This window comes from Streptomyces anulatus (genome assembly GCF_014650675.1).
GTDB classification, from domain to species: domain Bacteria; phylum Actinomycetota; class Actinomycetes; order Streptomycetales; family Streptomycetaceae; genus Streptomyces; species Streptomyces anulatus.
On sequence record NZ_BMVK01000010.1, the window covers coordinates 205,374 to 227,884 of the forward strand.

General features: G+C 71.9%; 22 protein-coding genes. 10 read left to right on the forward strand and 12 right to left on the reverse strand.

Translation table 11 applies throughout. The annotated features are described in order from the left end of the window. Window positions 1–145: 145 nt before the first annotated feature. On the reverse strand, window positions 146–1,330 hold the full coding sequence (locus IE272_RS24440) for a GDSL-type esterase/lipase family protein (protein WP_190007976.1): 1,185 nt from the start codon (window positions 1,328–1,330) through the stop codon (window positions 146–148). Window positions 1,331–1,370: 40 nt separating this feature from the next. Next, window positions 1,371–1,943, reverse strand: coding sequence for a TetR/AcrR family transcriptional regulator (locus tag IE272_RS24445; RefSeq protein WP_190007978.1), 573 nt, complete (start codon window positions 1,941–1,943; stop codon window positions 1,371–1,373). An 82-nt stretch (window positions 1,944–2,025) separates the two neighbouring features. Here IE272_RS24445 and IE272_RS24450 point away from each other — a divergent pair, with 82 nt between their 5' ends. The 3 genes from IE272_RS24450 to IE272_RS24460 all read left to right on the forward strand — a co-directional run bounded on the left by IE272_RS24450 (window position 2,026) and on the right by IE272_RS24460 (window position 4,316). Further along, entirely contained in the window at window positions 2,026–2,517 is a 492-nt protein-coding gene (locus IE272_RS24450) for an FBP domain-containing protein (protein WP_050363078.1), read from the forward strand. A 345-nt stretch (window positions 2,518–2,862) separates the two neighbouring features. Next, entirely contained in the window at window positions 2,863–4,113 is a 1,251-nt protein-coding gene (locus IE272_RS24455) for a cytochrome P450 (RefSeq protein ID WP_073959163.1), read from the forward strand. A gap of 5 nt (window positions 4,114–4,118) precedes the next feature. Further along, window positions 4,119–4,316 (forward strand): ferredoxin, encoded by a 198-nt coding sequence (locus IE272_RS24460; RefSeq protein ID WP_050363220.1) that lies wholly within the window; start codon window positions 4,119–4,121, stop codon window positions 4,314–4,316. Window positions 4,317–4,389: 73 nt separating this feature from the next. Here the strand turns inward: IE272_RS24460 and IE272_RS24465 are convergent, their stop codons facing one another. The 5 genes from IE272_RS24465 to IE272_RS24485 form a co-directional block, all read right to left on the reverse strand. Continuing rightward, complete coding sequence (locus IE272_RS24465) at window positions 4,390–4,944, reverse strand: tellurite resistance TerB family protein (RefSeq protein WP_190007980.1); 555 nt, start codon at window positions 4,942–4,944, stop codon at window positions 4,390–4,392. A gap of 147 nt (window positions 4,945–5,091) precedes the next feature. Then, the gene (locus tag IE272_RS24470; RefSeq protein WP_190007982.1) at window positions 5,092–5,748 is read right to left on the reverse strand and encodes a DedA family protein; all 657 of its coding nucleotides are present in this window, start codon (window positions 5,746–5,748) and stop codon (window positions 5,092–5,094) included. Between the two features lie 332 nt (window positions 5,749–6,080). Further along, complete coding sequence (locus IE272_RS24475; RefSeq protein ID WP_229897575.1) at window positions 6,081–6,422, reverse strand: hypothetical protein; 342 nt, start codon at window positions 6,420–6,422, stop codon at window positions 6,081–6,083. A gap of 206 nt (window positions 6,423–6,628) precedes the next feature. Continuing rightward, a complete protein-coding gene (locus tag IE272_RS24480; protein ID WP_073959162.1) occupies window positions 6,629–7,174 on the reverse strand; it encodes an MOSC domain-containing protein in 546 nt (181 codons plus the stop codon). A 70-nt stretch (window positions 7,175–7,244) separates the two neighbouring features. After that, the gene (locus tag IE272_RS24485; RefSeq protein WP_056709156.1) at window positions 7,245–7,862 is read right to left on the reverse strand and encodes a TetR/AcrR family transcriptional regulator; all 618 of its coding nucleotides are present in this window, start codon (window positions 7,860–7,862) and stop codon (window positions 7,245–7,247) included. A 380-nt stretch (window positions 7,863–8,242) separates the two neighbouring features. On the opposite strand from IE272_RS24485, the gene IE272_RS24490 reads away from it, so the two are divergent. Together IE272_RS24490 and IE272_RS24495 are read left to right on the forward strand one after the other, a co-directional pair. Continuing rightward, window positions 8,243–9,631, forward strand: coding sequence for a lipase family protein (locus IE272_RS24490; protein WP_073959161.1), 1,389 nt, complete (start codon window positions 8,243–8,245; stop codon window positions 9,629–9,631). A 249-nt stretch (window positions 9,632–9,880) separates the two neighbouring features. Further along, window positions 9,881–10,708, forward strand: coding sequence for a class I SAM-dependent methyltransferase (locus IE272_RS24495; protein WP_190007984.1), 828 nt, complete (start codon window positions 9,881–9,883; stop codon window positions 10,706–10,708). 88 nt (window positions 10,709–10,796) lie between these two features. Here the strand turns inward: IE272_RS24495 and IE272_RS24500 are convergent, their stop codons facing one another. Beyond that, entirely contained in the window at window positions 10,797–11,615 is an 819-nt protein-coding gene (locus IE272_RS24500) for an APH(3'') family aminoglycoside O-phosphotransferase (protein ID WP_190007986.1), read from the reverse strand. Between the two features lie 116 nt (window positions 11,616–11,731). Between IE272_RS24500 and IE272_RS24505 the strand changes: the two genes are divergently transcribed. The 4 genes from IE272_RS24505 (at window position 11,732) to IE272_RS24520 (ending at window position 15,199) form a co-directional block, all read left to right on the forward strand. Beyond that, the gene (locus tag IE272_RS24505) at window positions 11,732–12,355 is read left to right on the forward strand and encodes a class I SAM-dependent methyltransferase (protein ID WP_057667865.1); all 624 of its coding nucleotides are present in this window, start codon (window positions 11,732–11,734) and stop codon (window positions 12,353–12,355) included. A gap of 98 nt (window positions 12,356–12,453) precedes the next feature. Beyond that, complete coding sequence (locus IE272_RS24510) at window positions 12,454–13,137, forward strand: response regulator (protein WP_050363088.1); 684 nt, start codon at window positions 12,454–12,456, stop codon at window positions 13,135–13,137. Beyond that, window positions 13,134–14,606, forward strand: coding sequence for an ATP-binding protein (locus tag IE272_RS24515; protein WP_190007987.1), 1,473 nt, complete (start codon window positions 13,134–13,136; stop codon window positions 14,604–14,606). Before IE272_RS24510 ends, IE272_RS24515 begins: the two co-directional genes overlap by 4 nt. Further along, the gene (locus IE272_RS24520) at window positions 14,603–15,199 is read left to right on the forward strand and encodes a hypothetical protein (protein WP_057667870.1); all 597 of its coding nucleotides are present in this window, start codon (window positions 14,603–14,605) and stop codon (window positions 15,197–15,199) included. Before IE272_RS24515 ends, IE272_RS24520 begins: the two co-directional genes overlap by 4 nt. 138 nt (window positions 15,200–15,337) lie before the next feature. Here IE272_RS24520 and IE272_RS24525 read toward each other — a convergent pair whose 3' ends face one another. Both IE272_RS24525 and IE272_RS24530 read right to left on the reverse strand, forming a co-directional pair. Next, entirely contained in the window at window positions 15,338–18,682 is a 3,345-nt protein-coding gene (locus IE272_RS24525) for a S8 family peptidase (protein WP_190007989.1), read from the reverse strand. A gap of 153 nt (window positions 18,683–18,835) precedes the next feature. After that, window positions 18,836–19,411, reverse strand: coding sequence for a GNAT family N-acetyltransferase (locus IE272_RS24530; protein ID WP_190007991.1), 576 nt, complete (start codon window positions 19,409–19,411; stop codon window positions 18,836–18,838). A gap of 120 nt (window positions 19,412–19,531) precedes the next feature. On the opposite strand from IE272_RS24530, the gene IE272_RS24535 reads away from it, so the two are divergent. Further along, window positions 19,532–19,978, forward strand: coding sequence for a TIGR03618 family F420-dependent PPOX class oxidoreductase (locus IE272_RS24535; protein WP_050363093.1), 447 nt, complete (start codon window positions 19,532–19,534; stop codon window positions 19,976–19,978). 88 nt (window positions 19,979–20,066) lie between these two features. Here IE272_RS24535 and IE272_RS24540 read toward each other — a convergent pair whose 3' ends face one another. Together IE272_RS24540 and IE272_RS24545 are read right to left on the reverse strand one after the other, a co-directional pair. Continuing rightward, window positions 20,067–21,005 (reverse strand): sigma-70 family RNA polymerase sigma factor, encoded by a 939-nt coding sequence (locus IE272_RS24540; protein ID WP_190007993.1) that lies wholly within the window; start codon window positions 21,003–21,005, stop codon window positions 20,067–20,069. Window positions 21,006–21,015: 10 nt separating this feature from the next. After that, a complete protein-coding gene (locus IE272_RS24545; protein WP_056709063.1) occupies window positions 21,016–22,206 on the reverse strand; it encodes an NAD(P)/FAD-dependent oxidoreductase in 1,191 nt (396 codons plus the stop codon). Window positions 22,207–22,511: the final 305 nt, after the last annotated feature.

Genomic DNA, 22,511 nt, shown 5'->3' on the forward strand with positions numbered 1-22,511 from the left:
CCGTTCCCGGCCGGCCCGCCGCCGGAACCCGGGAACGGGGTGACCGGTTCCCCTGTTCCGTGCCCACCCGAAACGGAGGTGCGGACGGGGCGCGGACGGCTCACCGCTCCTGCGCGCCCGTGCGGGCGTCGGTTCCGCCCCGGCGTCAGCGGTTGCACGGTGCGAACGGTCCGTCGTGACCGAAGGCGAGGCGGGCGAAGCGTTCGGCGATGCGCCGGTGGGCGGCGGGGTCCGGGTGCAGGTCGTCGGGCAACGGGAGTTCGGCGTGGTCGCTCTCGCCGTAGAGGTCGAGGCCGTCGAGGTAGTGCAGATGGGGGTCGGCGGGCGTGCGTTGCGCGACGATCCGGGCCAGCTCGTCGCGGATGACGGTGAGGGTCAGCTTGCCGGCGGAGCTCTCCCCGGGGTCGCCGATGGCCACGAACCGGAGCCGCCCCTCGCTCATCGCGCTGTAGTCCGGGGCGCTGGGGCCCGGTGTGGTCTCGTGGATGGGGCAGCAGATCGGCGAGACCACCAGGAGCGGTGCGGTGGGGTGGCCTTCGCGGATGGTGTCGAGGAAGCCGTGGACGGCCGGGCCGAAGGCCCGCAGCCGCATCAGGTCGGCGTTGACGAGGTTGATGCCGATCTTGACGCTGATCAGGTCTGCGGGGGTGTCGCGCATGGCCCGGGCGGTGAACGGGTCGAGCAGGGCGCTGCCGCTGAACCCCAGATTGATCAGCTCGGCTTCGCCGAGGTTCGCGGCCAGCGCGGGCCAGGTGCCGGTCGGGCTGGTGGCGTTGGATCCGTGGCTGATGGAACTGCCGTGGTGCAGCCAGACCGGCCGGCCGCTCCGCCCGGGGCTCCGGAGCGGCGCGTCGGTGCGCAGGGCGACCAGCTGCGTGGTCTCGTCGTGCGGCAGCCAGATCTCGACGTCCTTCTCCTCGTCCGGCAGGCCGGTGAACCGGAGCGTTTCCACGGGGCCGGGCCGGGTCTGCGAGGTCATGGAGGCCAGATCGACGGTGAGCGTGTCACCGTCGGGGGCACTGGCCCGGGCCGCGGGGCGGCCGTCCACGAGGAGCTCGTACACGCCGTCGGGGCGCGGCGGCGCGCCGGGATAGACCCGCTTGGTGGCCACCACGTCCAGCTCGACGGCGGTGGCCCGGGTGCGGAACGCCAGTCGGACCCCGGAGGGCTGCGACTCGGCCATGGCCAGCTGGTCGTCGGGAATCTGCCGCCGTGCCCCCGCGGGCAGCCGGTGCGGCAGCATGCCGCGCCCGGTCCGCTCCAGGTCGAGCGCGCCCCGCAGGATGTCGGTGCTGATGGGGGTCGTCGTCCAGCCGTGCCGGGTGGTCATGTTCTCGCTCTCTTCGTTCGTCGAGGGGCGGGAGGCGGGGTCAGGAAGGGGTGGGCCAGCTGCGCAGCAGGGAGTCGAGCGCATCGAGGATCTCCGTCCAGCTCTCCTGGGAGTCGGGGGAGCTGTGGCGGAAACCGCCGGCCGCCTCCAGCCCCACGTAACCGCTGAAGACGCTGCCCAGGAGCCGCACCGCGTGCGTCTGCTGGAGCTCGGTCAGGTCGTAGCCGCGCAGGATCGCCCGCATCATCCGGGAGTGCCGGACGCCTGCGCTCGCGGCAGCCGCGTCCGCGTCGAGCCGGAACCCGGCCGCGGCGAAGCGCCCCGGGTGCTGGAGCGCGTAGTCGCGGTAGGCGTTGGCGAAGGCGCCGAGCGCGTCCCGGCCCGCCCGCCCCGCGAGTGCCACCGACGCCCGGTCGGCGAGCTCCTCCAGGGCCAGCAGCGCGATCTTCGTCTTGAGGTCGTGGGCGTTCTTGACGTGCGAGTACAGGCTCGCGGTCCTGATGTCCAGCTTCCTGGCGAGCTCCGACGGGGTCACGTGCTCGAACCCGATCTCGTCCGCCAGGTCGGCCCCCGCCCGTACGACGCGCTCCGCGGCCAGTCCTGCTCGTGCCATGCGACCCTCCGAACGCTCACCTGCGATTACCTAAGAAAATATATGTTTGCCTAATGAGATTAGGCAAATTAGCGTGAGCTCCATGAAGCCCCTGACCGAGCAAGAGATCCGTACCGCCTTCGTGAACTGCACCAAGGGCGAGGCCAAGCGCCTGTCCGTTCCCCGCGACCTGGCCGACCGGCCCTGGGACGACCTGGACTTCCTGGGCTGGCGCGACCCCCAGGCCCCCGACCGGGCCTACCTCGTGCTCGCCTCGGCCGAGGGCCCCGTCGGCATCCAGCTGCGCTCCTCCGACGCCGGATCCTGGCAGACCCGCCGCAGCATGTGCTCGCTGTGCGTGACCGTCCATACCGGAGGCGTCTCCCTGCTCGTGGCCCCCAGGTCCGGGAAGGCGGGCCAGCAGGGCAACTCGGTCGGCGCCTACATGTGCAGCGACCTCGCCTGTTCGCTCTACGTGCGGGGGAAGAAGGACGCGGGCGTCGGGTCACGGCTCCGCGAATCCCTCACCCTGGAACAGCAGATCGAGCGAACCGTGGCGAACCTCGCGGCGTTCATCGCCAAGGTGACGGCATGACCCGACGCGCTCCGCGGGGGCGTCGTCGTGCGGCACGGGGAGCACGTGAGCGCCTCCGTCGATCGTGGCGGGCGAGGCCGACGGCAAGGTTCCGGACGCCGTGGTGAACGGTTCCGGCCGTGGAAGGGCCGGTCTTCGCCCCGGTGCCGCTCCGCCGCACCCGCTGGACCTGAGCGGATGGGAAAGCGTTCGACCGTGTGCGAAAGACACCGGCCAGATCCGCGGTCCCGCCGAAGTGGCCGGTCCGGACGTCGACCCAATAGGTGCCTGGGGCATCCAATTGGGGTGAGGGGCGGAGCGACCCGCTCCGCCCCTATCACCGAGCACTGCGAGGCGACCGCTCCCATGACGGAATCCACGACGGAACCGGCCCGCCAGGACCCCGCTCTCACCGGCCCTTCGACCCGAACTGCCTCCGCGACACCGTTCCCGCAGGACCGCGAGTGCCCCTACCACCCGCCCACCGGGTACGAACAGCTGGGCGCGGACCGGCCGTTGAGCCGGGTCACCCTCTTCGACGGACGTCCGGTCTGGGCGGTCACCGGCCACGCCCTGGCCCGTCGGCTGCTGGCGGATCCGCGACTGTCCACCGACCGCACCCATCCCGACTTCCCTGTTCCGGCCGAGCGGTTCGCGAACGTGCAGGGTCGGCGTGTGGCTCTGCTCGGCGTCGACGACCCCGAGCACAACACCCAGCGCAGGATGCTCATCCCGAGCTTCTCCGTGAAGCGGATCGCCGCGCTGCGCCCCCGCATCCAGGAAACGGTGGACGGGCTCCTGGACGCGATGGAACGGCAGGGGCCGCCGTCCGAGCTGGTCGCCGACTTCGCGCTGCCGGTGCCGTCGATGGTGATCTGCGCGCTCCTCGGTGTCCCGTACGCCGACCACGAGTTCTTCGAGGGCTGCTCGCGGCGGCTCCTGCGGGGTCCGGGCGCGGCCGATGTGGACAAGGCCCGGATCGAGCTGGAGGACTATCTGGGCGCCCTGATCGACCGCAAGCGGGTGGAGCCGGGGGAGGGGCTCCTGGACGAGCTGATCCACCGGGACCACCCGGACGGGCCCGTCGACCGCGACGACCTCGTCTCGTTCGCCGTGATCCTGCTCGTCGCCGGGCACGAGACGACGGCGAACATGATCTCGCTCGGTACGTTCACGCTGCTGAGGCACCCGGAGCAACTGGCGGCGCTGCGGTCCGGACGGACGACGACGGCCGCGGTGGTGGAGGAGCTGCTGCGGTTCCTGTCCATCGCCGACGGTCTGCAGCGGCTGGCCACCGAGGACATCGAGGTGGCCGGGACGACGATCCGCGAGGGGGAGGGCGTGTTCTTCTCGACCTCGCTCATCAACCGCGACACCGAGGTGTACGCGCATCCGGAGGCGCTCGACTGGGACCGGCCCTCCCGCCACCACCTCGCCTTCGGCTTCGGCGTCCACCAGTGCCTGGGCCAGAACCTGGCCCGTACCGAGCTCGACATCGCCCTGCGTACGCTCTTCGAGCGGCTGCCGGCCCTCAGGCTCGCCGTGCCCGCGCACGAGATCCAGCACAAACCCGGGGACACGATCCAGGGTCTGCTGGAACTGCCCGTGGCATGGTGAGCGGCATGCGCGTCGAGGTCGACAAGGAACGCTGCGTGGGGGCCGGCATGTGCGCGCTGACCGCGCCGGACGTGTTCACGCAGGACGACGACGGGTTCAGCGAGATGCTTCCCGGCCGCCCCGCGGGGACGGGGGACCACCCGCTGGTACGGGAGGCCGTACGGGCCTGCCCGGTCGGGGCGGTGTCCTTGACCGACGACTGACGGCCGGGCCCGGCGGGACGCAACAGGGTCACGCCCGCCGGGTTCCCGCGCTACGGGAAGCGCACCGGACGGATCAGAGGCCGAACTCCTGCGGGGACACCCCGAGCGCCATGCACGCTTCCCGCAGGACCTGCGCCTCGGCCGGGGCGATGTACCCGTCCGCACCGGCGATCACGAAGCCGGTCTGGACGACGGCCTTGGCCTCCACAGGCTTCTTCGCGGCCTTGGCGATCTCCTGCATGGCCTCGGTCTTGCCCTGCTGGAAGTTGAACATCATCTGATCGACATGCTTGTTGAACCTCTGCCGCAACTGCTCGGGAGGGAAGTTCTGCAGGACGTCGTTCTGCAGGATCAGCGTCTCCACGTGGTGCCGCTCGGCGGGGTCGACGGACCCGTCGGCGGCCGCGACCAGAGCGCACATCGCCATGCTGGCGTCCCGGTACGCCCCGCTCTTGAGCTCCGTCTTGAGGGAGCCGAGCTGCGACTTGAGCAGCCCCACCAGCTTCTCCTTCGAGCCGCCGGCGGCTCCCGTACCCGCCTGCCGCTGGCCGCCGGGGCTCCTCGTGCCCTGCGACTGCTGTTGCTGCAGCCCCTTGGCCTGGTCCTTGATGCGGTCCCACATAGCCATGCGTGCCACCTTGTCGATCGGATCGATGGTCCGCGCGACGTGCGCGGACTGTTGCAACCATTCTTCGTGGACCGCCCGTTGGCGGCCCTCGCCCGGTGACCGGTGAGCCACCCGGAGCCGACGGCTCCGGGCGCTCCGTCGCACCGGTCACACGTGGTCCCTCTGCCGATCGCCCCGACGGGAACGCAGCCTGCGAACGACCGCCACGGCCAGCGCTGCGACCACCAGCACCAGGACGACCTTCGAGAGCACCCCGACGTAACTCTCCACGAGCTCCCACTGGTCACCCAGCAGGTATCCGGCCATGACGAGGATGAAGTTCCATATGAAGCTGCCCAGGGCGGTGAGGAGTACGAAGATCGGCAGGGGCATCCGCTCGACGCCGGCCGGGACGCTGATCAGACTGCGGAAGATCGGAATCATCCGGCCGAAGAAGATGGCCTTCATGCCGTGCTTGACGAACCACTGCTCGGTCTTCTTCAGGTCGGACACCTTCACCAGCGGGAGCCGCTCCCACAGGGCGTACATGCGGTCCCGGCCGAAGAGCGCGCCGATCTGATAGAGGGCGACAGCGCCCACCACCGATCCCAGCGTCGTCCAGAACAGGGCGGAGAACAGGCTGATCACTCCCTGCCCCGCGGCGAAGCCCGTCAGCGGCAGGATGATTTCGCTCGGCAACGGCGGGAAGAGGTTCTCCAAGGCGATCGCCAGCCCGGCCCCGGGGCCGCCCATGGTTTCGACAAGGCTGGTCGCCCACCCTGCGATGCCGCTCGCCGGCTCCGAGGCGAGAGGGAAATACTGCATGTGCGTCTGCTCCAGGACTGAGTCGGGGGGCCGAGATCGGGGTGTTGGCCAACTCGGCTTCCTATCTTTTGGGGCCGGAATTCCACAGGGTCCGATCGGATTCCGAGAGAGGAATCCGAGGGCCGTTCACGTGCGAATTGCTGCGGAATTCCGCGTGACGCGGGACGTGATGGCACGTATCCGCGGGCGGGAGATCAACGGCAGGTCGCCGGGGGCCTGCTCACCGAAAGGGCCGAGCGTGCGCAATCCGCCGGGTCGACAGGGCGGAGTTGCTGAACGGCGTCGGGTGATACGGGTCCGGCGGGCTGCCGCAGGGTGATCGGAGAGTTCGCTCAGCAGCGAAGGATCTGGACCCGGGCAGGGCTTCGCGATCCCGAGTGCGAAGAATGCTGCCGGGCGACATCCGTCGCGCAGTCGTGAAGATCCGGTGATGCGGAGGGAATGCCGGCCTGCACGGGAGGCGAGGCCGTCGCGCTTCCCGCTTTGTGGCGGTGCTGGAGCGTGACGTCACCGTCCACGCCCTCCAGCGGCGTGTTCGGTCCTGACCCGTCGAATACGGACACGGCGTGGGAATGAGGTGCCGTGTCGACGGTCTGCAGGGTCTGAGCGGAGGAGCCGAGAGTGAACGCGGAAATCATCAGGAGCACGGCGATACCGGCGTAGAAGGCCAGCATCTCCCTGCAGCGCATTCCTACGCTCCCTGTCCCGGTCGATTCGGCTCGTAGGGCGAAGTGCCAAAGCCGCTCGGCGAATTGCCGCCGCAGGACTGCACTCTAACAGCCCGAACTGAAGCGAACCTGAAGCCCATTTCGCCGTACGGCCCACGCGCCGCGGCGGCCGTACGGCCGTGGGCGGCCCTCCGCCCGGTCGGGCCGGCCCTCTAGACGCGTTCCAGGCTCCGGTGAGGCGGCGGCGGCAGCTCGACCTCGACGGTGTCGCCCGCGCGGACCGTCCCGCCGGCGCGGACCACGGCCATGACACCCGACTTGAAGGTGAACTCGCCCGACACGGGATCCAGGGCGAAGACCTCGCCCAGCAGCCCCTGGCGGAAGTCGTTGATCTTCGCGCACGGATTGCGCAGCCCGGTCACCTCCAGCACCGCTTCCTCGCCGAGGCGCAGCAGGGTTCCGGTGGGAAGGCCGAGGAGATCCACTCCCGCGGTGGTGACGTTCTCGCCGAGCTGGCCCGCCGACACGTCGAAGCCCTTGAGCGCGAGCTCCTCGAAGAGTTCCTCGTGCATCAGGTGGACCTGGCGCAGGTTGGGCAGGTCCGGTTCGTACGTCATGCGGAACTGGTGGCGAATCGTCGTCCCCGCATGCACATCCCCCTCCACGCCGAGCCCGGCGAGCAGCGTGATGAACGGGTGCGTGGGTTTGCTGAACCCGTACCGCTCGTTGCGGCTCACCGCGGTGACCCGGCCGCCCATGGTGCCCTCCGTGTCGTCGTCCGTCGCTGCCCCGATCGTACGGAGGGCCCGTCCGGGGCCCGGACGCCGGTCAGTACGGCAAGCCCTCCGAGGCGGCCCGCAGAGCGGCCAGGACGCAGGTCGTGATCTCCTCGCCCGACGCCTCGGGACGGTCCGCGTACCGCTGGGCGAATTCCTCCGCCGCCGCGCGCAGCGCGCCGTTGAGCGTCGCCGCGTGCACCTTCGTTGCCAGCGCGTCGGCGCTGCCGCCGGAACGCCGGGCGAGGAGTTCCGCGAGGACCGGCAGGGCGTCGTCATGGGCCTGGAGCCAGACGGCCCGCAGCGCGGGGTCGGTGGACGTCATCCGGATCAGGTCGAGGACGGCCGGAGCCGCGAGGGGCAGCGCGCCGCTCCGGCTGGACCGCGTCACGAAGTCCAGCAGCGTCATCCCGGGCGGCCACGCGGCCAGTTGGTCCACCGCCATCTCGAGCCCCGCCGAGAGCAGGGGCAGGACGCAGCTCTCCTTGGTGGGGAAGTGACGCCACAGGGTGCGGGACGAGATGCCCACGGCCCGGGCGATCTGTTCGCCCGTGGTGCCGGTGACGCCCTGGGAGGTGAACAGGCGGACCGCCTCGCCGGCGATCTCGAGGCGGAGGGCGACCCTGCGTCGCTGAGCGAGCGTCGGCTTGGCGGCGGCCGCCCCGGCCATGAGCCCGCCTTCTGCGGACGGCAGTTCACGCACCCGCACCCCCGGCCTCGGTCCTGTCCCGGCAGCATAGCGACCCACGACGGAATTGGCGCATGCAGACGTCTTGTCACTGAGTGACACGCAGACCTACGCTGCCGAAAGTGACCAGCGAGTAACACGACTGTTCCCCAAGGAACTTGGCGTGAACCGCCGCATGGAGACGTGCGATCACGCCTGGTCCCACCGTCCCCACCACACCTGGCCCCCTCCGCCCCCCATCACACCGGATCCCTGTCGACACCCCCCAGCCGAGCCGCGCCGCCGCACCCGCCGTCCACGCCCGCGCGGCCCGTCGACCCGGCCACCCGACGACCATCCGTACGAGCAACGAGGAGCACACCGTGAGCCGCACGAGAACCCGTTCCCGTTCCGCCGCCACCCCCGCGGGACGCCACCGTCCCTCGGCCCGCCTGCGTCTCCTGGCCTGCACCGTGGCCGCCGGAACCGCCTGCGCGGGCCTGTCGGCCGTCCCGGCATCCGCCGCCGCGGCCCCTCCGGTCGTCTCCCGGGGCGTCACCATCCCGGAGTTCTACACGCCTCCCGCCGCACTGCCCGCCGACAACGGCGCGTTGATCCGCAGCGAGGCCCTGCCCCTCGGGCTGAACATCCCCGGCCTCGACGGCCGCCCGATGCCGGGAACCGCGACCCGCCTCATGTACAGGTCCACCGACTCGGCCGGAATGCCCGTCGCCGTGACCGGGGCCTACATCGAGCCCTCCGCGGCCTGGAAGGGATCCGGACCGCGCCCCCTGGTCGCGCTCGCCTCGGGCACCATGGGCCAGGGCGACCAGTGCGCACCGTCCTTCGCCCTTCAGCACCCGCTGACCCTCAACGGCGACACCGTGTCCGTGGGTTACGAAGCCCTGGCCGTCTACCGGATCCTGGCCACCGGGGCGGCCGTCGTCGTCACCGACTACGTCGGCCTGGGCGCCACGGACCGGCTGCACACCTACGTCAACCGCCTCGACCAGGGACACGCCCTCCTGGACGCGGCGCGCGCCGCGCGCTCCGTGCCCGGCGCCTCGGTCACCGAGGCCTCCCGCACGGGCCTGTACGGCTACAGCCAGGGCGGCGGCGCCAGCGCGGCGGCCGCCGAACTCCAGCCCTCCTACGCCCCCGACGTCCGCCTCGCCGGAACCTACGCGGGCGCGCCCCCGGCGGACCTGACCTCGGTCATGAAGGGCATCGACGGCAGTGCGCTCGCCGGCGCGCTGGCCTGGTCGATCAACGGCTTCGCCCAGGCCGATCCCGACCTGCGCGCGGTCGTCGAGGCGAACATCAGCACCACCGGGAAGGCCGCCCTGGCGGACGCCTCCACGATGTGCGTCGGAGACGCGCTCCTCGGCTACGGCTTCACCAAAAGCAGCAAGTGGACCACCAGCGGAAAGACCATCGGGGAGATCATCGCCGCCGAGCCCCGGGCCAAGGCCGCCCTGGACAGGCAGCGCATCGGCACGCTCAAACCGTCCGGTCCCGTGCGCCTGGCCACCGGCGTCCACGACGACATCGTCCCGCACTCCCAGGCCCGTCAACTGGCCGTCGACTGGTGCCGCAAAGGCGGCGACATCACCTATGACGCCGTCGTCCTGCCGAACCTCGGCGACAAGATCCTCACCAACCATCTCGTGCCCCTCCTCACCGACCAGGGCGACGCGATCGGCTGGCTGACCGACCGGCTCTCCGGCAAACCGTCCACCTCCAACTGCTGGTCCATGCCGATCCAGCCCTGACCCCAGGACCCGCGCACTCCCGCCCGGTCCGCATCGATCGGCCCCGGGCGCGGCGAGCCTCGGCCGAGCGGACGACCGCAGGTGGAGGATGGCCGGGGGCGGCCCCCGGCCGGGACCGCCCCCGCACCGCCCCGTCGCGTGGAGAGGCCCGGCCATGAGAACGATCGACGATCCGCTGATCCCCCCGGCCTGCGGCCGGGGGCCGCGGCGCAACACGGGCGCCCGACACGACGTCGTACCGGGGACGGCGTGAACGCCCCTCCGCCCGGGAGCGCGCCGGGCGACGGCCGTTACGGCGAGGCCTTCTTCCGCCCCGACCGGGCGGGGGAGGAGGAACGCATCGACTTCGGTGCCGTCGCGTACGACGACTTCACGATGGCCCGGCTGCGGGCTCTCGGTGCCGGCCCGGGATGGCGCTGCCTCGACATCGGCGCCGGAACCGGCACGGTCTCCCGCCGACTGCTGGCAGAGGCCGGGGTGGCGGGCGTGCTCGCCGTGGACCGCGACGTACGGTTTCTGAGCGCACGCCCCGTCCCCGGCCTTGAGGTGCTCCAGGCCGACATCACCCGCCCCGGCTTCGCGCCCGGCGGCTTCCAGCTCGTCCACGCGCGCTTCGTGCTGATGCACCTGCCCGAGCGGGACCGCCTGATCGGACACCTGGCCGAACTCCTCGCGCCCGGCGGTGTCCTGGTGCTCAGCGACGCGATCGACCTGACGAGCGACCGGACGCCGCCCACCCCGTACACCACGGCGATGCGGGCGATGTGGCAGGGGCTGCGGACCACCATCGGCACCGATGTCTCCTGGGTTCCGTCGTACCCCGGCCTCCTGCGCGGGGCGGGGCTCGAACACGTGGCGGCGGAGATCCACGTGCCGCCGCTGGAACCCGGCAGCCCCATCAGCCGCTTCTGGGCCGACACCTGGCAGCGCAGCAGGGAGGCGATGCTCTCCACCGGCCTGGTCGACGACGCGGCCGTCGACGCGGCGGTGCGGTACCTGGAGAGCGACGCGTGCGCCGCGCTGTCGGCCGGCATGCTCACGGCCTGGGGGCGGAAGCCCGAGGGACCCACGGGCTGACCGGCACGGGGCACCGGCGGAACCCGTGCGGGAGCGCCGCCGGACCGGACGAATCCGCCGACGCGGGTCCCGCCCCCTCGGGAGCTCCTCAGCCCCAGGTGAGCGGGTCGAGATGGAGGTAGAAGCGCAGCCGCTCCTGATCGAGGGGCATGCCGTACCGCTCGGCGAACTCCGCGTCCGCCACCCGTGCCCGCTCCTCGTCCACCCACGTCTCGCGCGCGTTGGCGAGCAGCAGCGCCAGGTCGGCGTGACGGTCGGCCGCTCCGAGGCGGCCCAGGTCGATGAAGCCCGACACCTCCAGGGTCTCCGGATCGAGGATGATGTTGGGGAGACACAGATCTCCGTGGCACACGACGGTGCCGGCGGCCGCCTGATCCCGTCGCCGAGGGATCTCCCCGGTGAGGCGGGCCAGCAGCTCCGCCGGGGGCACGCGTTGCTGCTCCACGGGGAGGAACTCCGGATTCACGGCGCCACGGGCCACGACGTCACGTGCGACGTCGACCACGGAGTCCAGGCCCCGGCGGAACGGACACGAGGCCACGGGCACCTCGTGCAGCCGACGGACCGCGTCCGCGATGTGCCCCCAGGAAGCGCGAAGATCCTCGCCGCGCACCTGATCGGCGGGTACGCCGGCGACGGCAGCGGTGACCAGGCAGGCGCCCGCGTCACCGGCGTACCAGTCGAGGACCCGGGGACCCGGTACGCCCCGACCGCTCAGCCAGGCGATCCGGTCGCGTTCGGCCTCAAGACCGGCCGTATCCGCGGCGGGCACGCACTTGGCGTACCGGGTGGCGTCCGCGGCACGGAAGACGGAAGCCCCCGATTCGCCGGCGGTGACAGGCAGCCAGTCGCCCCCCACCCCTAACAGCACCGGCGAGACGGCGCCGGGCTCGCAGTGATCACTCATGGCGGAAACTCTAGCCAGCCCGGCGTACCGGGCCGGTCCGGAGCCACCCGAACCGGACTCCGTGCGACCGGCTCGTTTATGCTCCCGCTGGGGGCCGACCGGAAGGCAAGCTGAACATGACTGGGCAACGCGACCGTTGGGCGGAACTGACCGGTGGACGGGCTGGGGAGGAATACGCCCGGCGGTTCGCGCGGCTCGCCGCATCGGGCCACGACATCCACGGCGAGGCCTCCTTCTGCGACGCGTTGCTGAAACCGGCCGCCCGGGTGCTCGACGCGGGCTGCGGCACCGGCCGGATCGCGATCCGGCTCGCCGAACTGGGCCACCACTGCACCGGCGTGGACGTCGACGCCTCGATGCTCGCCGTCGCACGCCGCGAAGCACCCACGCAGGAGTGGCTCCTCGGCGACCTGGCCCGGCTGGACGCCCTCGGTCTTGACCCGGACTTCGACCTGGTGCTCGCCGCCGGAAACGTCATGCCCCTGCTGGCCCCCGGCACCGGCGCGACCGTCGTCGGGCACCTTGCCGCCGCACTGCGCCCCGGCGGTCTGCTGGTCACGGGCATGGGACTGGACGCGGCACACCTGCCGCTCGACGAAGCGCCCTTGACCATCACCGAGTTCGACCAGTGGTGCGCCCGGGCCGGACTGACCTTGCGGCAGCGCTACGCGACCTGGAGCGGCGACCCGTACGACGGCGGCGGCTACGCGGTCAGCGTGCACACCCGCCCCGCCACGTGAACCTGTCTCCTTTACCGGTCCGGAGCCCGTTCCTGCCGCTCGCTCACCAGACGTCCCCCTTCCACGACCTTCCCGTCCCAGGACCTGGAGATACCGGCATGCCACGCGTCGTCCTCGTCGAAGATGATCCGTCCGTACGCGACGGCGTCGAGATGGGGCTGCGCCGGCGCGGGCACGAGATCCTTGCCACCGCGACCGGCGAGGCCGGCCTGGAGGCGCTGGACGTGTTCCGCCCCGACCTCCTGCTGCTCGATCTGATGCTGCCCGTGATGGACGGTGTCGAGGTGTGCCGCCGGGTACGCGCGACCAGCCAGTTGCCGATCATCATGCTCACCGCGCTCGGCGACGACGTGGACATCGTCGTCGGCCTGGAGGCCGGTGCGGACGACTACGTCGTCAAACCCGCCCGTACCGAGGTCATCGAGGCCCGCATCCGCGCTGTGCTGCGCCGCATCGAAGCCCCGGTCGGTGTGCGGCCCGCCGTCGAACACCACGGCGACCTGGACATCGACCGGGCCGGTCACACCGTCCTGAAATCGGGCGGGCCGGTCGCCCTCGCCCCTTCCGAGCTGAAGCTGCTGCTGTTCCTGTCCGCGGCGCCGGGAAAGGTCTTCAGCAGGCAGCGGCTCCTGGAAGAGGTCTGGGACCACAGCTACCACAGCGACGTGCGCCTGGTGGACGCCTGCGTGCGCCGACTGCGCATCAAGATCGAGGACCGGTCCGACAGCCCCCGGTACATTCAGACCCTGCGGGGGTTCGGCTACCGCTTCGGCCCGCTGTGAAGATACCCGGAGCGGCCGCCGCGTTCGGGGTGCGTACCCGGCTCGTGCTCGCGTTCCTCCTGGTGGCCGCGGTCGGCGCGGTCACGACCGCCGCGTTGACCTACCGGGAGGCGCGCAGCGCGGTCCTCGAACGCGCACAGGACACCGCCGTGGCCTCCTTCCGCGAGGAGGTCGAGCGGTTCGTCCCCGGCCTGCCCCTGGACCTGGAATCGGTCCGGTGGGAGCTGTACGACATCGCGGCGCGCTCCAAACCCCATCCGTGGATCGTGTTCGCCGAGTACGGCTCGGTACGCGTCTCCTCGGGCGACCGGCCCGTCTCCGGGGTGCTGACCGGGGAACTGCGCCGCGCCGCGCGGACATCGCCGCACGGCGGCTTCCAGCGGGTCGTCAAGGACGGGAGGGCGTACCTGACGATCGGGATGCCGGTGATGACACGGGTCGTCGCGGGCGGCGGCGCGGTGCCCAGCGGCCTCCTCCTCTTCGCCGTGATGCCCATGGCGAACGAGGAGGCGGACATCGACGCGCTGGTGACCGCGGCCCGTGACGGTGCGCTGCCGGGACTGGCCGCGGCCCTGGTGCCCGCGCTGTTCGCGGCGCGCAGCGTGCTGCGCCCCGTCCGTGAACTGCGGCAGGCCGCGCACTCCATGGGCGGTGGGCGGCTCGACACGCGGATCACGGTACGCGGCAGGGACGAAATGGCCGACCTCGCCCGGACGTTCAACAGCTCGGCGGCCCGCCTCGAACACTCCGTACAGGAACTGCGGGACGCCGGGGCACGGGCCCGGCGCTTCGCCTCGGACGTCTCGCACGAACTGCGCACCCCCCTCGCGGGGATGCTCGCCGTCACGGACGTGCTGGACGAGGACGCCGGGACGCTCGACCCGGACACCGCCCGGGCGGTGCGCCTGATCAGCGTCGAGACCGGAAGACTGGCCGCGCTGGTGGAGGACCTGATGGAGATGTCCCGCTTCGACGCCCGCGCGGCCGGACTCAACACCGACGAGGTGGACGCGGCGGAGACCGTACGCAGAACCCTCTCCGGCAGGCAGTGGCAGGACCGGGTCCGTGCGGAGCTGCCCGAGGGAGTCCGTATCCGCCTCGACCCGCGCCGCTTCGACGTCATCGTGGCCAACCTCGTCGGCAACGCCCTGCACCACGGCGCCGAGCCGGTCACCGTACGGCTGTCGTCCCGCGCGGGCGCGCTGATCACCGAGGTGCGCGACAGCGGCCCCGGGATCGCCCCCGACGCCCTGCCGAACATTTTCGACCGCTTCTACAAGGCGGACGCCGCACGTTCCCGCTCATCGGGCAGCGGCCTCGGACTCGCGATCACCCAGGAGAACGTGCGGCTCCACGGAGGCACGATCCGCGCGGAGAACACACCCGGCGGCGGCGCGCTGTTCACGGTGGAACTGCCCTTCGACGGGCCCGCGTCCACCGGCCCTGACCGCACGGAGGCCACCGCGTGAGGAAGCGGGCGTTCCGCGCGGTCGGGGCGGCCCGGATCGCCATGCTGCTGGTGCTCGCCGGAACGCCGCTCACCGGCTGCGGCATCCAGGAGACGGGGGTGGTCGGGGCCGGGAGACCACCGGTCGGCGACCTGTTGCCCCCGCGTGACTCACGGCTGCTGTTGTTCTTCTTCTCTCCCGACGACGAACTGCTGCCCGTGCCACGGAACGTCGAAGTCCCCTGGGAGGGCGGCCCCGGGAGTTCACCCGCGGAGGGCGGGGAAGCGAGCGCGTCCCTGTCGCCCCTGACGGCCGTCACCGCCCTGCTCCAGGGGCCGAACAAGGCCGAGCGGCGGGCCGGGCTCCGCAACGCCCCTTCGCTGCCCCGCGAGGCGTCCGCCGCGGAGCGGGTCGTGACGGGCGGCTCCACCGTCGAGGTCAGGCTGAACCTGCCGGTGAGGCGGCTGACCGCCCCCGCCCGCGACCAGGTGGTCTGCACGGCCGCCTATGCCGCGCACGCCCAGGGGGACCTCTCCGTCACGCTGGTGGGGCAGGACGGCGGTCTCGCCCCGGCCGACTGCTCCCTCCGTCCGGTCCCGGCTCCGGCACGCTGAGCCCGCACCGGGGGAGCGGAAAACGGCCGGCGGTACCGGCCGCCACGCCGACAGCAGGGCAGCGGCCCGCCGGAACTTCCGTTCCGACGGGCCGCTGCCCCTGGCATCACTCCGGGCGATGTTCCGCCCGGCGGGGCCTCACCTGCCGAAGAAGGCGTTGTGGATCGTGACCGCCGACTCGTTGTCGCTCGTGTCGGTGACGACGGCACGCAACGAGATCGCCTTGCCCTTCGCCGGGGCGTTCACGGTGATCTTGCCCGCGGTGACCTTGGCGGGCAGCCACTTCTCGTTGTCGTACGACACCGTCACCCGCAGCGACTTGAGACCGGCTCCGGCCGCCGCACCCTGCACCACGACGGGGAACGTCTGCTTGGTGCCCGCCACAACAGTGGAGTCCAGTGCGAGCTGCGGCTGGAAACGGACCGTGGAGACCGGCAGCGTCGCAGGGGTCTCGGTGCGGGCCGAGGTGAAGGTCCACGAGGCGTCGATCCGGGTGCCGGCGCGGTAGACCGCCGGGTTCCGTTCGATCGTGGTCGCCACCTTGTACGTGGCGGACTCCGGCGGCAGCGCGAAGAACCGCTCGTCGATGGCCGCGTCCTCCTTCGCGTACAGCACGCCGTCGCGGTGGATGGTGGTGGTCGCACCGGCGTACCGGGCGAATCCGGGATGGCCCGCCCCGTCACTGACCAGCGCCAGCGAACCGTAGAGGTTGTCGCCGTCGCGCACGAGCCCGTCGCCGGGCTTGATCTGCGGCCCCATCACACCGGCGTGGTAGGTCTCGGTGTGCGTCGTGCCCGGCTCGAACCGCCGTGCCGTGTCCATGGAGTAGGCCGCTTCGATCCGCCGGCCGCCCGCCGGGTCCTTCTCGCCCAGCACGCCCGCCGAGATGTTCCAGACGGCGTCGTCGTCCGTGGACAGGTACACCTTCCGGGTCCCCGTCAGGGGGTGCACGGTGAAGGCCGGCTCGATGCCTCCGTTGGCCAGTTCGCCGTACGCCTGGACGATGCCGTCGACCCCGGGAGCGGACGACCCGATCCGCACCTTCACCAGGGCCATGTTCTTGGTCGTGTAGGTCTTGCTGTAGCCCGTGGCCAGTTCCGGGACCATGGTGCCGGTGAGTGCGTTGTACTCGGTGGCCCCCTGCTTCCAGTGCGCGGACCACTGCTGGTAGAGGGAGGAGTCGCCGGTCACCGGGGAGCCCTGGTACGCGGTGCGGACGTTGTCGAAGCTGGTGAAGTCGCTCCACAGCGTGACGTTCGTCTCGGGCGTGTTGAGGTGGTACATCATTCCCGCACGCGTCGGCGTGGCCGTCGCGTCCGGCACCTTGAACGACACCGGCCGGGTGGTCCGGGCGTCGAGCTCGACCGTGGTCGGGCCGGTCACCGAGAACCGGGGGTTGTTGATGAGGTCGGCCCCCTTCCCCGGGGCCGCGGGGTCGACCAGCATGTCGGCCGACAGGTTGTACGTGCCGCGCGGCAGCCGGACCGTCGTCGAACCGGACGACAGATCCGGGAAGAACCGCAGGCCCGAGGCGATGCCGGTGTGCCCCTTCAGGTCGGCCTGCCAGCCGGTGCTCGGCGCGCCGTCGCGTCCGGTGGCCTTGAAGGTGACCTCGTACGTCTCCACCTCCCGGTCCACCGCGGCCGCGGTGCGCACGGTCTGGCCGCCCCCGGTGGCCACGACCGTGGCCGAGTAGGAGCCGTCGACCGTACCGCCGAGGCGGGTGTCGGCCGTCAGGTCCACGGCGGCGGTGCCGCCCGCCGGGACCGTGACCCGCTGCGCCCCGAGGGTGAAGAAGCCGGCCGGGGCGGGCTGTCCGTCCCCGCCGGTCGGCGCGGACAGCGACAGGTCCAGCGTCACGTCGGCGCTGCCGTTGTTGCGGTACGTCACCTTCTTGGTGACGGGGGTGTCGTCGGCGTGGGGCCAGGACTGGGTGCCCAGGTTCACGGAGACCGGCTCGGCGACGACCGTCTGGTCGATCGCCCTGTCGACGGTGAGCCGGCCCGCGCCCTGCTGGAAGACCGAGTGGGAGCCGCCCTTGGCCGAGCCCGTCAGGGCGGCCTTGATGTGGGCGCCCGTCCAGGTGGGGTTCTTCTGCTTGAGGATCGCCGCGGCCCCCGCGACGTGCGGAGTCGCCATCGACGTGCCGTTCAGGCTCTGGTACCCGGGCGGGTTCTGCCCCGCCACGCCCGCCGCGGCGGCCGCTGTGATCGACACGCCCGGTGCGGTGATGTCGGGTTTGACGGCCTTGTCACCGGTACGGGGACCGACGCTGGAGAAGTCGGCGATCCGGTCGTCGTCGTCGACGGCGCCGACGGTCAGGGCCGCGTCCGCGCTGCCCGGCGAAGCGACCGTGCCCCGGTCCGGCCCGTTGTTGCCCGCGGCTATCGCGAACAGCACGCCCTTCTCCGCGGAGACCTTGTTGACCTGGGCCTCCAGCGGGTCGATCCCGGGAGTGTCGAGGCCGCCCAGGCTCATGTTGATGACGTCGGCGCCCTGGGCGACGGCCCAGTCGACCCCCGCGATGATGCCGGAGTCGTCACCGACGCCCCGGTCGTCCAGCACCTTCGCGTTGATCAGCCGGGCTCCGGGGGCCACACCCTTGAACCGGGCGTCCTTGGCTCCCGTGCCGGCCGCCGTGGAGGCCACATGCGTGCCGTGCCCGTCACGGTCCTGGGCGTCCGGAGAGCCGCTGAAGTTGCGCTCGGCGGCCACCCGGCCCGCCAGGTCCGGATGGGTGGCGTCGATGCCCGTGTCCACGACGGCGATCTTCACACCGCTGCCGTCGAACGACCGGGCCCAGGCCGCCGGGGCGCCGATCTGGCCGGTGCTGCGGTCGAGGGAGGCCTTGCGCACACCGTCGAGCCAGATCCGTGCGATGCCGGACGCGGTGGCCGCCGAACCGTCCTCGCGCTGACGCGTCAGGGCGTCCCACAGCGCGCCCTTGTCGTCGGTGGCCGAGGCACTGGTGACGGCATCGGCGTCGAGGGCCGACAGGGTCCGGCGGACGGTGGTGCCGTCCGCGGACCGCACCTCGGAACGGGCGGACCCGGCCGCCGCTCCCCGGTAACCGACGATCACCTTGAGCCCGGCCCGGTGGGCCTTGAGGCTCTCCGGCTGGGCCAGCGCGGTGATGTCGAACAGCCGCCGGTCCAGCCTGCCGTCGGCGATCAGCTGCCGGGCGTCACGCGGCACCACATGGGTGCGGCCGTCGTGGATCTCGGTGAAGAAGGGGATGTCCTCCCGGCCCTTGGCCCGCTGGATGCCACCGACCCGGCCCTTGGCGTCCACGAGGACCCGGTCGCCGGTGATCAGGGTGATGGTGTCGACGGTCCGGCCGTCCGCGTCCAAGGCCTTCGCGGTGGTCGGGGACGCCGTGTCCGGGCCGCCGGTCTTCCCCGACGCCGGAGCGGTCATGCCCGCCGTCAGGGCGACCGAGGCCGCGGCGACGAGGGCGTACGCCCTCGTTGATCTTTTTCGCAAGATTGCCCCTGCTCAGGAGTGGTTCGGGCGGGCGAAGGCCCGGCCGCACGGGGCGCGTTCGGATACGCGTTCGGCCCCGGATTCCTGAGTATGCCGAGGCCGTTCGGACGCACTCAATGATCGTTGTGTAACAGCCGGGCACCCTGTTCCGGCTTACTCGCGGGGGCCTGCGGACCTGGATCGACCGGACGGCGTGACCGAACACCACACGCCCAACCACTGCTCGGCGCCGTACTCCTCGAACCGGGTCACCTCGGTGAACCCCAGCTTTCGCGCGAGGCGCATCGAGGGGCTGTTGGCGATCCGGGTGCAGAGCACCACCGGTTCACCGGGCCGCGCGGCGGCGAACCAGCCGAGCACGGCGGCGCACGCCTCGGCGGCGTACCCGAAGCCCCAGGCCTCCGGCAGGAACAGGTAGCCGAGCTCGGACTCCCCGGCATCCGGACGGAGATGGTCCGCGAGCTCCGCGGCCCGACGGCCGAGGGTGATCGTGCCGATCATCACTCCGTCGAGCTCCACGACGAAGAGGCCCCGCCGCCGCCCCGGCACCTCGGGGACGGAGCGTTCGAGGTCATCGCGCGGTCGAGCGCCACCGATGTGGGCGCCCACCTCCGGCGACGCGAACAATTCGATGAACGCCGCACGGTCCCGCGCCTCGGACCCGCGGAGCAGAAGCCGCGCGGTGCTGATCGGGTCAGGTGGCCAGGCGACGCCTCCGGGTTCCGTCATGGCCGGCAATTTATCGTGCCGGTGCCCGGAGGGCCGGGGCAGGCATCCGGGCAGCCCAACAGCGCCCGGTGTCCGGCTGGTTGCGCATCTCCCGGTGGATCTTGGTTGTAGCCTCGTGGGATGACTGCGACCTTCGACGAAGCCGTCCGCGCCCGGCTGCGAGCCGCCAACATCTGGTACGTCGGCACCGTGTTCGCCGACGGAGCACCGCAGGTCAGCCCCATGTGGGTTGACCTCGAAGGAGACGGGGAGCTTACGTTCAACACCTCGAAAGGCCGGGTGAAGGAGGAGAACCTGCGCCGCGACCCCCGTGTCTATCTCTCGCACGCGGACGCCGTCGACCCCTTCGACCGGGTGCAGATCAGCGGCGAGGTGACCCGCTTCGTCGAGGGCGACGAAGCGCACGAGCGGATGGACCGGTTGGCACGGAAGTACCTGGGCAGCGAGCGGTTCGAGTGGACCATGCCGGGGGAGCAACGGGTCGCGGTGATCGTGCGCCCTGTGAAGGTGCGGCACATCGTCGGGGTGGAGCGTTTCCGTCCCGGCGGCCCTGTCCCCGCACCCTGACCCACCCACCCGGAGCCGACCCGCCGGAGGCCGTTGCTCGGTCGACGGTGCCGGTCCCACTGGGGACGTCCCGCCGACACCGTGCGGGTCACCACCCGTCGATGACCGGTACGCCGGGGTCGCGCCGCTGCCACGCCTCGTCGAGGCGCGCGAGCCGGCCCGTGGCGGCGATGCCGTACAGGGACGCGACCTTGCCGTCGCGGACCTCGAACGCCACGGCGCCCACGACCTGGCCCCCGACCACGGCGACGACGGCCGGGGTGCCGTTGACCCGCGCGAGATGCATCGCGAGCGACCCGCCGGCCAGCCGCCGCTTCGCCGGCGTCGACGTGAAACCCGCCCGTACGAAGGAGGCGACCCGCTCGCGCGACTTGTACCGCAGCAGCCGCCTGGCCAGTCCTGCGCCGTCGGAGACCGCCGTCACGTCGTCGGTGAGCAGCGCCACCAGCCGATCGGTGCGCCCCGACGTGGCGGCGGCGAGGAACTCCTCGACGACCCGTCGCGCGGACGCCGGGTCGGCCGCGCCGCCGCGGCGGCGCTCCGCGGCGACGCGGGTACGCGCCCGATGGGCATGCTGCTGGCTCGCCGACTCGGTGATGTCGAGGATCGCGGCGATCTCGGCGTGGCTGTACGAGAAGGCCTCCCGCAGGACGTAGACGGCCCGCTCGGCCGGCGAGAGGCGCTCCAGAAGGGTCAGTACGGCCAAGGTCACCGATTCACGCTGCTCGAAGGTGTCGGCCGGACCGAGCATCGGGTCGCCGTCGAGGAGCGGTTCGGGCAGCCACGCGCCGGCCGTTCGCTCGTGACGCGCCTGTGCCGAGCGGAGCCGGTCGAGGCAGAGGTTGGTGGCGACCTTGGTCAGCCACGCTTCCGGTACCTCGATCCGCTCGCGGTCCGCGGCCTGCCAGCGAAGGAACGTGTCCTGCACGGCGTCCTCGGCGTCGGCCGCCGAGCCGAGCAGACGGTACGCGAGCGAGGCCAGCCTGCCCCGGCCGGCCTCGAACTGATCGACGGCTGCGCTGTCCATGCGAAACAGCCTAGGCGGCGACCCGCGCACCGGTCCGGCCGGGCGCGGCGGCCAGGCGGTGCCGGCGCTTCGGCAGGCCGAAGGTCGGGTGGGCGATGCCCCACCCGGCCCCCTTGAGCACGCCCGCCTTGAGCCGTGCGGCGGTCCGGCCGCCCAGGTACCAGGCCTTCGACCGGACGTCCCCGTCCACCATCTGGAAGATGGCGTCCCGCCGTCCGAGGCTGATGTGGTTGCCGAAGTACTTCAGCCCGGTGGCCGGGACCTCGCGGCCCGTCAGGCGCGCGATGATCGCGGCGGTCGCCTGCATGTTGGTGAGACCCGCCGAGGCACAGGACATCGGCAGCGGCCGGCCGTTCTCGCCGATCGCGTAGGCGCAGTCGCCCGCGGCGTAGACATCCGGATGAGAGACCGATCGCATGGTGCGGTCGACGACGATCTGGCCGGTCCCGGCGACCTCCAGTCCGCCGGCGGCCGCTATGGGGTGCACGGCGAATCCGGCCGACCACACGGTCACCTCGGCCGGGATGGACCTGCCGTCGGCGGCGATCACCCGTGTCGGCTCGACGGCTTCGACCGAGGTGTGTTCGTGCACGGTGACGCCGAGCCGGTCGAAGGCGCCGCGCAGATGACGGCGTGCCTTCGGGGAGAGCCAGGCGCCCAACTCGCCGCGGGCGGCGAGCGCGACCGAGAGCCCGGGGTGCGACTCGGCGAGCTCGGTCGCGGTCTCGATGCCGGTCAGCCCCTCCCCGACGACCAGGACGGTGCCGCCCTCGTCCAGGCCCGCCAGGCGCTCGCGCAGGCGCAGCGCCGAGGACCGGCCGGCCACATCGAAGGCGTACTCGGCCGCGCCGGGGACGTCATGGTGGGCGACGGAGCTGCCGAGCGCGTAGAGAAGGGTGTCGTAGGCGAGTTCACCGGAACCGCCCTCGCCGGTCACGGCGACGGTCCTGTGCTCGGGGTCGACAGCGGTGACACGCGCCAGACGCAGCCGCACCCCGGTGCCCGCGAATACGTCGGCGAGCTTGCGGGACGTCAGATCCTGGCCGCTCGCGAGCTGGTGGAGCCGCATCCGCTCGACGAAATCGGGTGCGGCGTTGACGACGGTGATCTCGGTGTCGGCGGGGGAGAGCCTGCGGGCCAGGTTGCCGGCGGCGAAAGCCCCGGCGTATCCGGCGCCGAGGACGACGATGCGGTGCTTCATGACATGGCTCCTGTCTCGTTCGTGTGCCCTCTGAACGAGATGGCGACCCGATTGCTGACAGGGGTCATGTGTGAGGCGCATCACCCGACGGCCCCATCCCTTCGGCGCCCGGCTCCGAATCACTGGTGAGGGCGGGACCGGACTTCCTCCGAAGGAGAAGGTGGGATCGATGACCAGGGCACGATCACTGCTCACCCCTGATCTTCCGCCCCGTTTCGAGACGCCGGACCTTCCGGGGGCCCGGACCGGCGACCCCGTTCGGTCACTGTCGCGCCCCGCGCGGAACCGGGCCGGACCGGGCGGGG

Bases quoted from the DNA above. Each gene is read 5' to 3' on its own strand.
- IE272_RS24440 (WP_190007976.1), bottom strand. From the start codon at position 1,330: ATGACCACCCGGCACGGCTGGACGACGACCCCCATCAGCACCGACATC.
- IE272_RS24445 (WP_190007978.1), bottom strand. From the start codon at position 1,943: ATGGCACGAGCAGGACTGGCCGCGGAGCGCGTCGTACGGGCGGGGGCC.
- IE272_RS24450 (WP_050363078.1), top strand. From the start codon at position 2,026: ATGAAGCCCCTGACCGAGCAAGAGATCCGTACCGCCTTCGTGAACTGC.
- IE272_RS24455 (WP_073959163.1), top strand. From the start codon at position 2,863: ATGACGGAATCCACGACGGAACCGGCCCGCCAGGACCCCGCTCTCACC.
- IE272_RS24460 (WP_050363220.1), top strand. From the start codon at position 4,119: ATGCGCGTCGAGGTCGACAAGGAACGCTGCGTGGGGGCCGGCATGTGC.
- IE272_RS24465 (WP_190007980.1), bottom strand. From the start codon at position 4,944: ATGGCTATGTGGGACCGCATCAAGGACCAGGCCAAGGGGCTGCAGCAA.
- IE272_RS24470 (WP_190007982.1), bottom strand. From the start codon at position 5,748: ATGCAGTATTTCCCTCTCGCCTCGGAGCCGGCGAGCGGCATCGCAGGG.
- IE272_RS24475 (WP_229897575.1), bottom strand. From the start codon at position 6,422: ATGCTGGCCTTCTACGCCGGTATCGCCGTGCTCCTGATGATTTCCGCG.
- IE272_RS24480 (WP_073959162.1), bottom strand. From the start codon at position 7,174: ATGGGCGGCCGGGTCACCGCGGTGAGCCGCAACGAGCGGTACGGGTTC.
- IE272_RS24485 (WP_056709156.1), bottom strand. From the start codon at position 7,862: ATGGCCGGGGCGGCCGCCGCCAAGCCGACGCTCGCTCAGCGACGCAGG.
- IE272_RS24500 (WP_190007986.1), bottom strand. From the start codon at position 11,615: ATGAGTGATCACTGCGAGCCCGGCGCCGTCTCGCCGGTGCTGTTAGGG.
- IE272_RS24505 (WP_057667865.1), top strand. From the start codon at position 11,732: ATGACTGGGCAACGCGACCGTTGGGCGGAACTGACCGGTGGACGGGCT.
- IE272_RS24510 (WP_050363088.1), top strand. From the start codon at position 12,454: ATGCCACGCGTCGTCCTCGTCGAAGATGATCCGTCCGTACGCGACGGC.
- IE272_RS24530 (WP_190007991.1), bottom strand. From the start codon at position 19,411: ATGACGGAACCCGGAGGCGTCGCCTGGCCACCTGACCCGATCAGCACC.
- IE272_RS24535 (WP_050363093.1), top strand. From the start codon at position 19,532: ATGACTGCGACCTTCGACGAAGCCGTCCGCGCCCGGCTGCGAGCCGCC.
- IE272_RS24540 (WP_190007993.1), bottom strand. From the start codon at position 21,005: ATGGACAGCGCAGCCGTCGATCAGTTCGAGGCCGGCCGGGGCAGGCTG.
- IE272_RS24545 (WP_056709063.1), bottom strand. From the start codon at position 22,206: ATGAAGCACCGCATCGTCGTCCTCGGCGCCGGATACGCCGGGGCTTTC.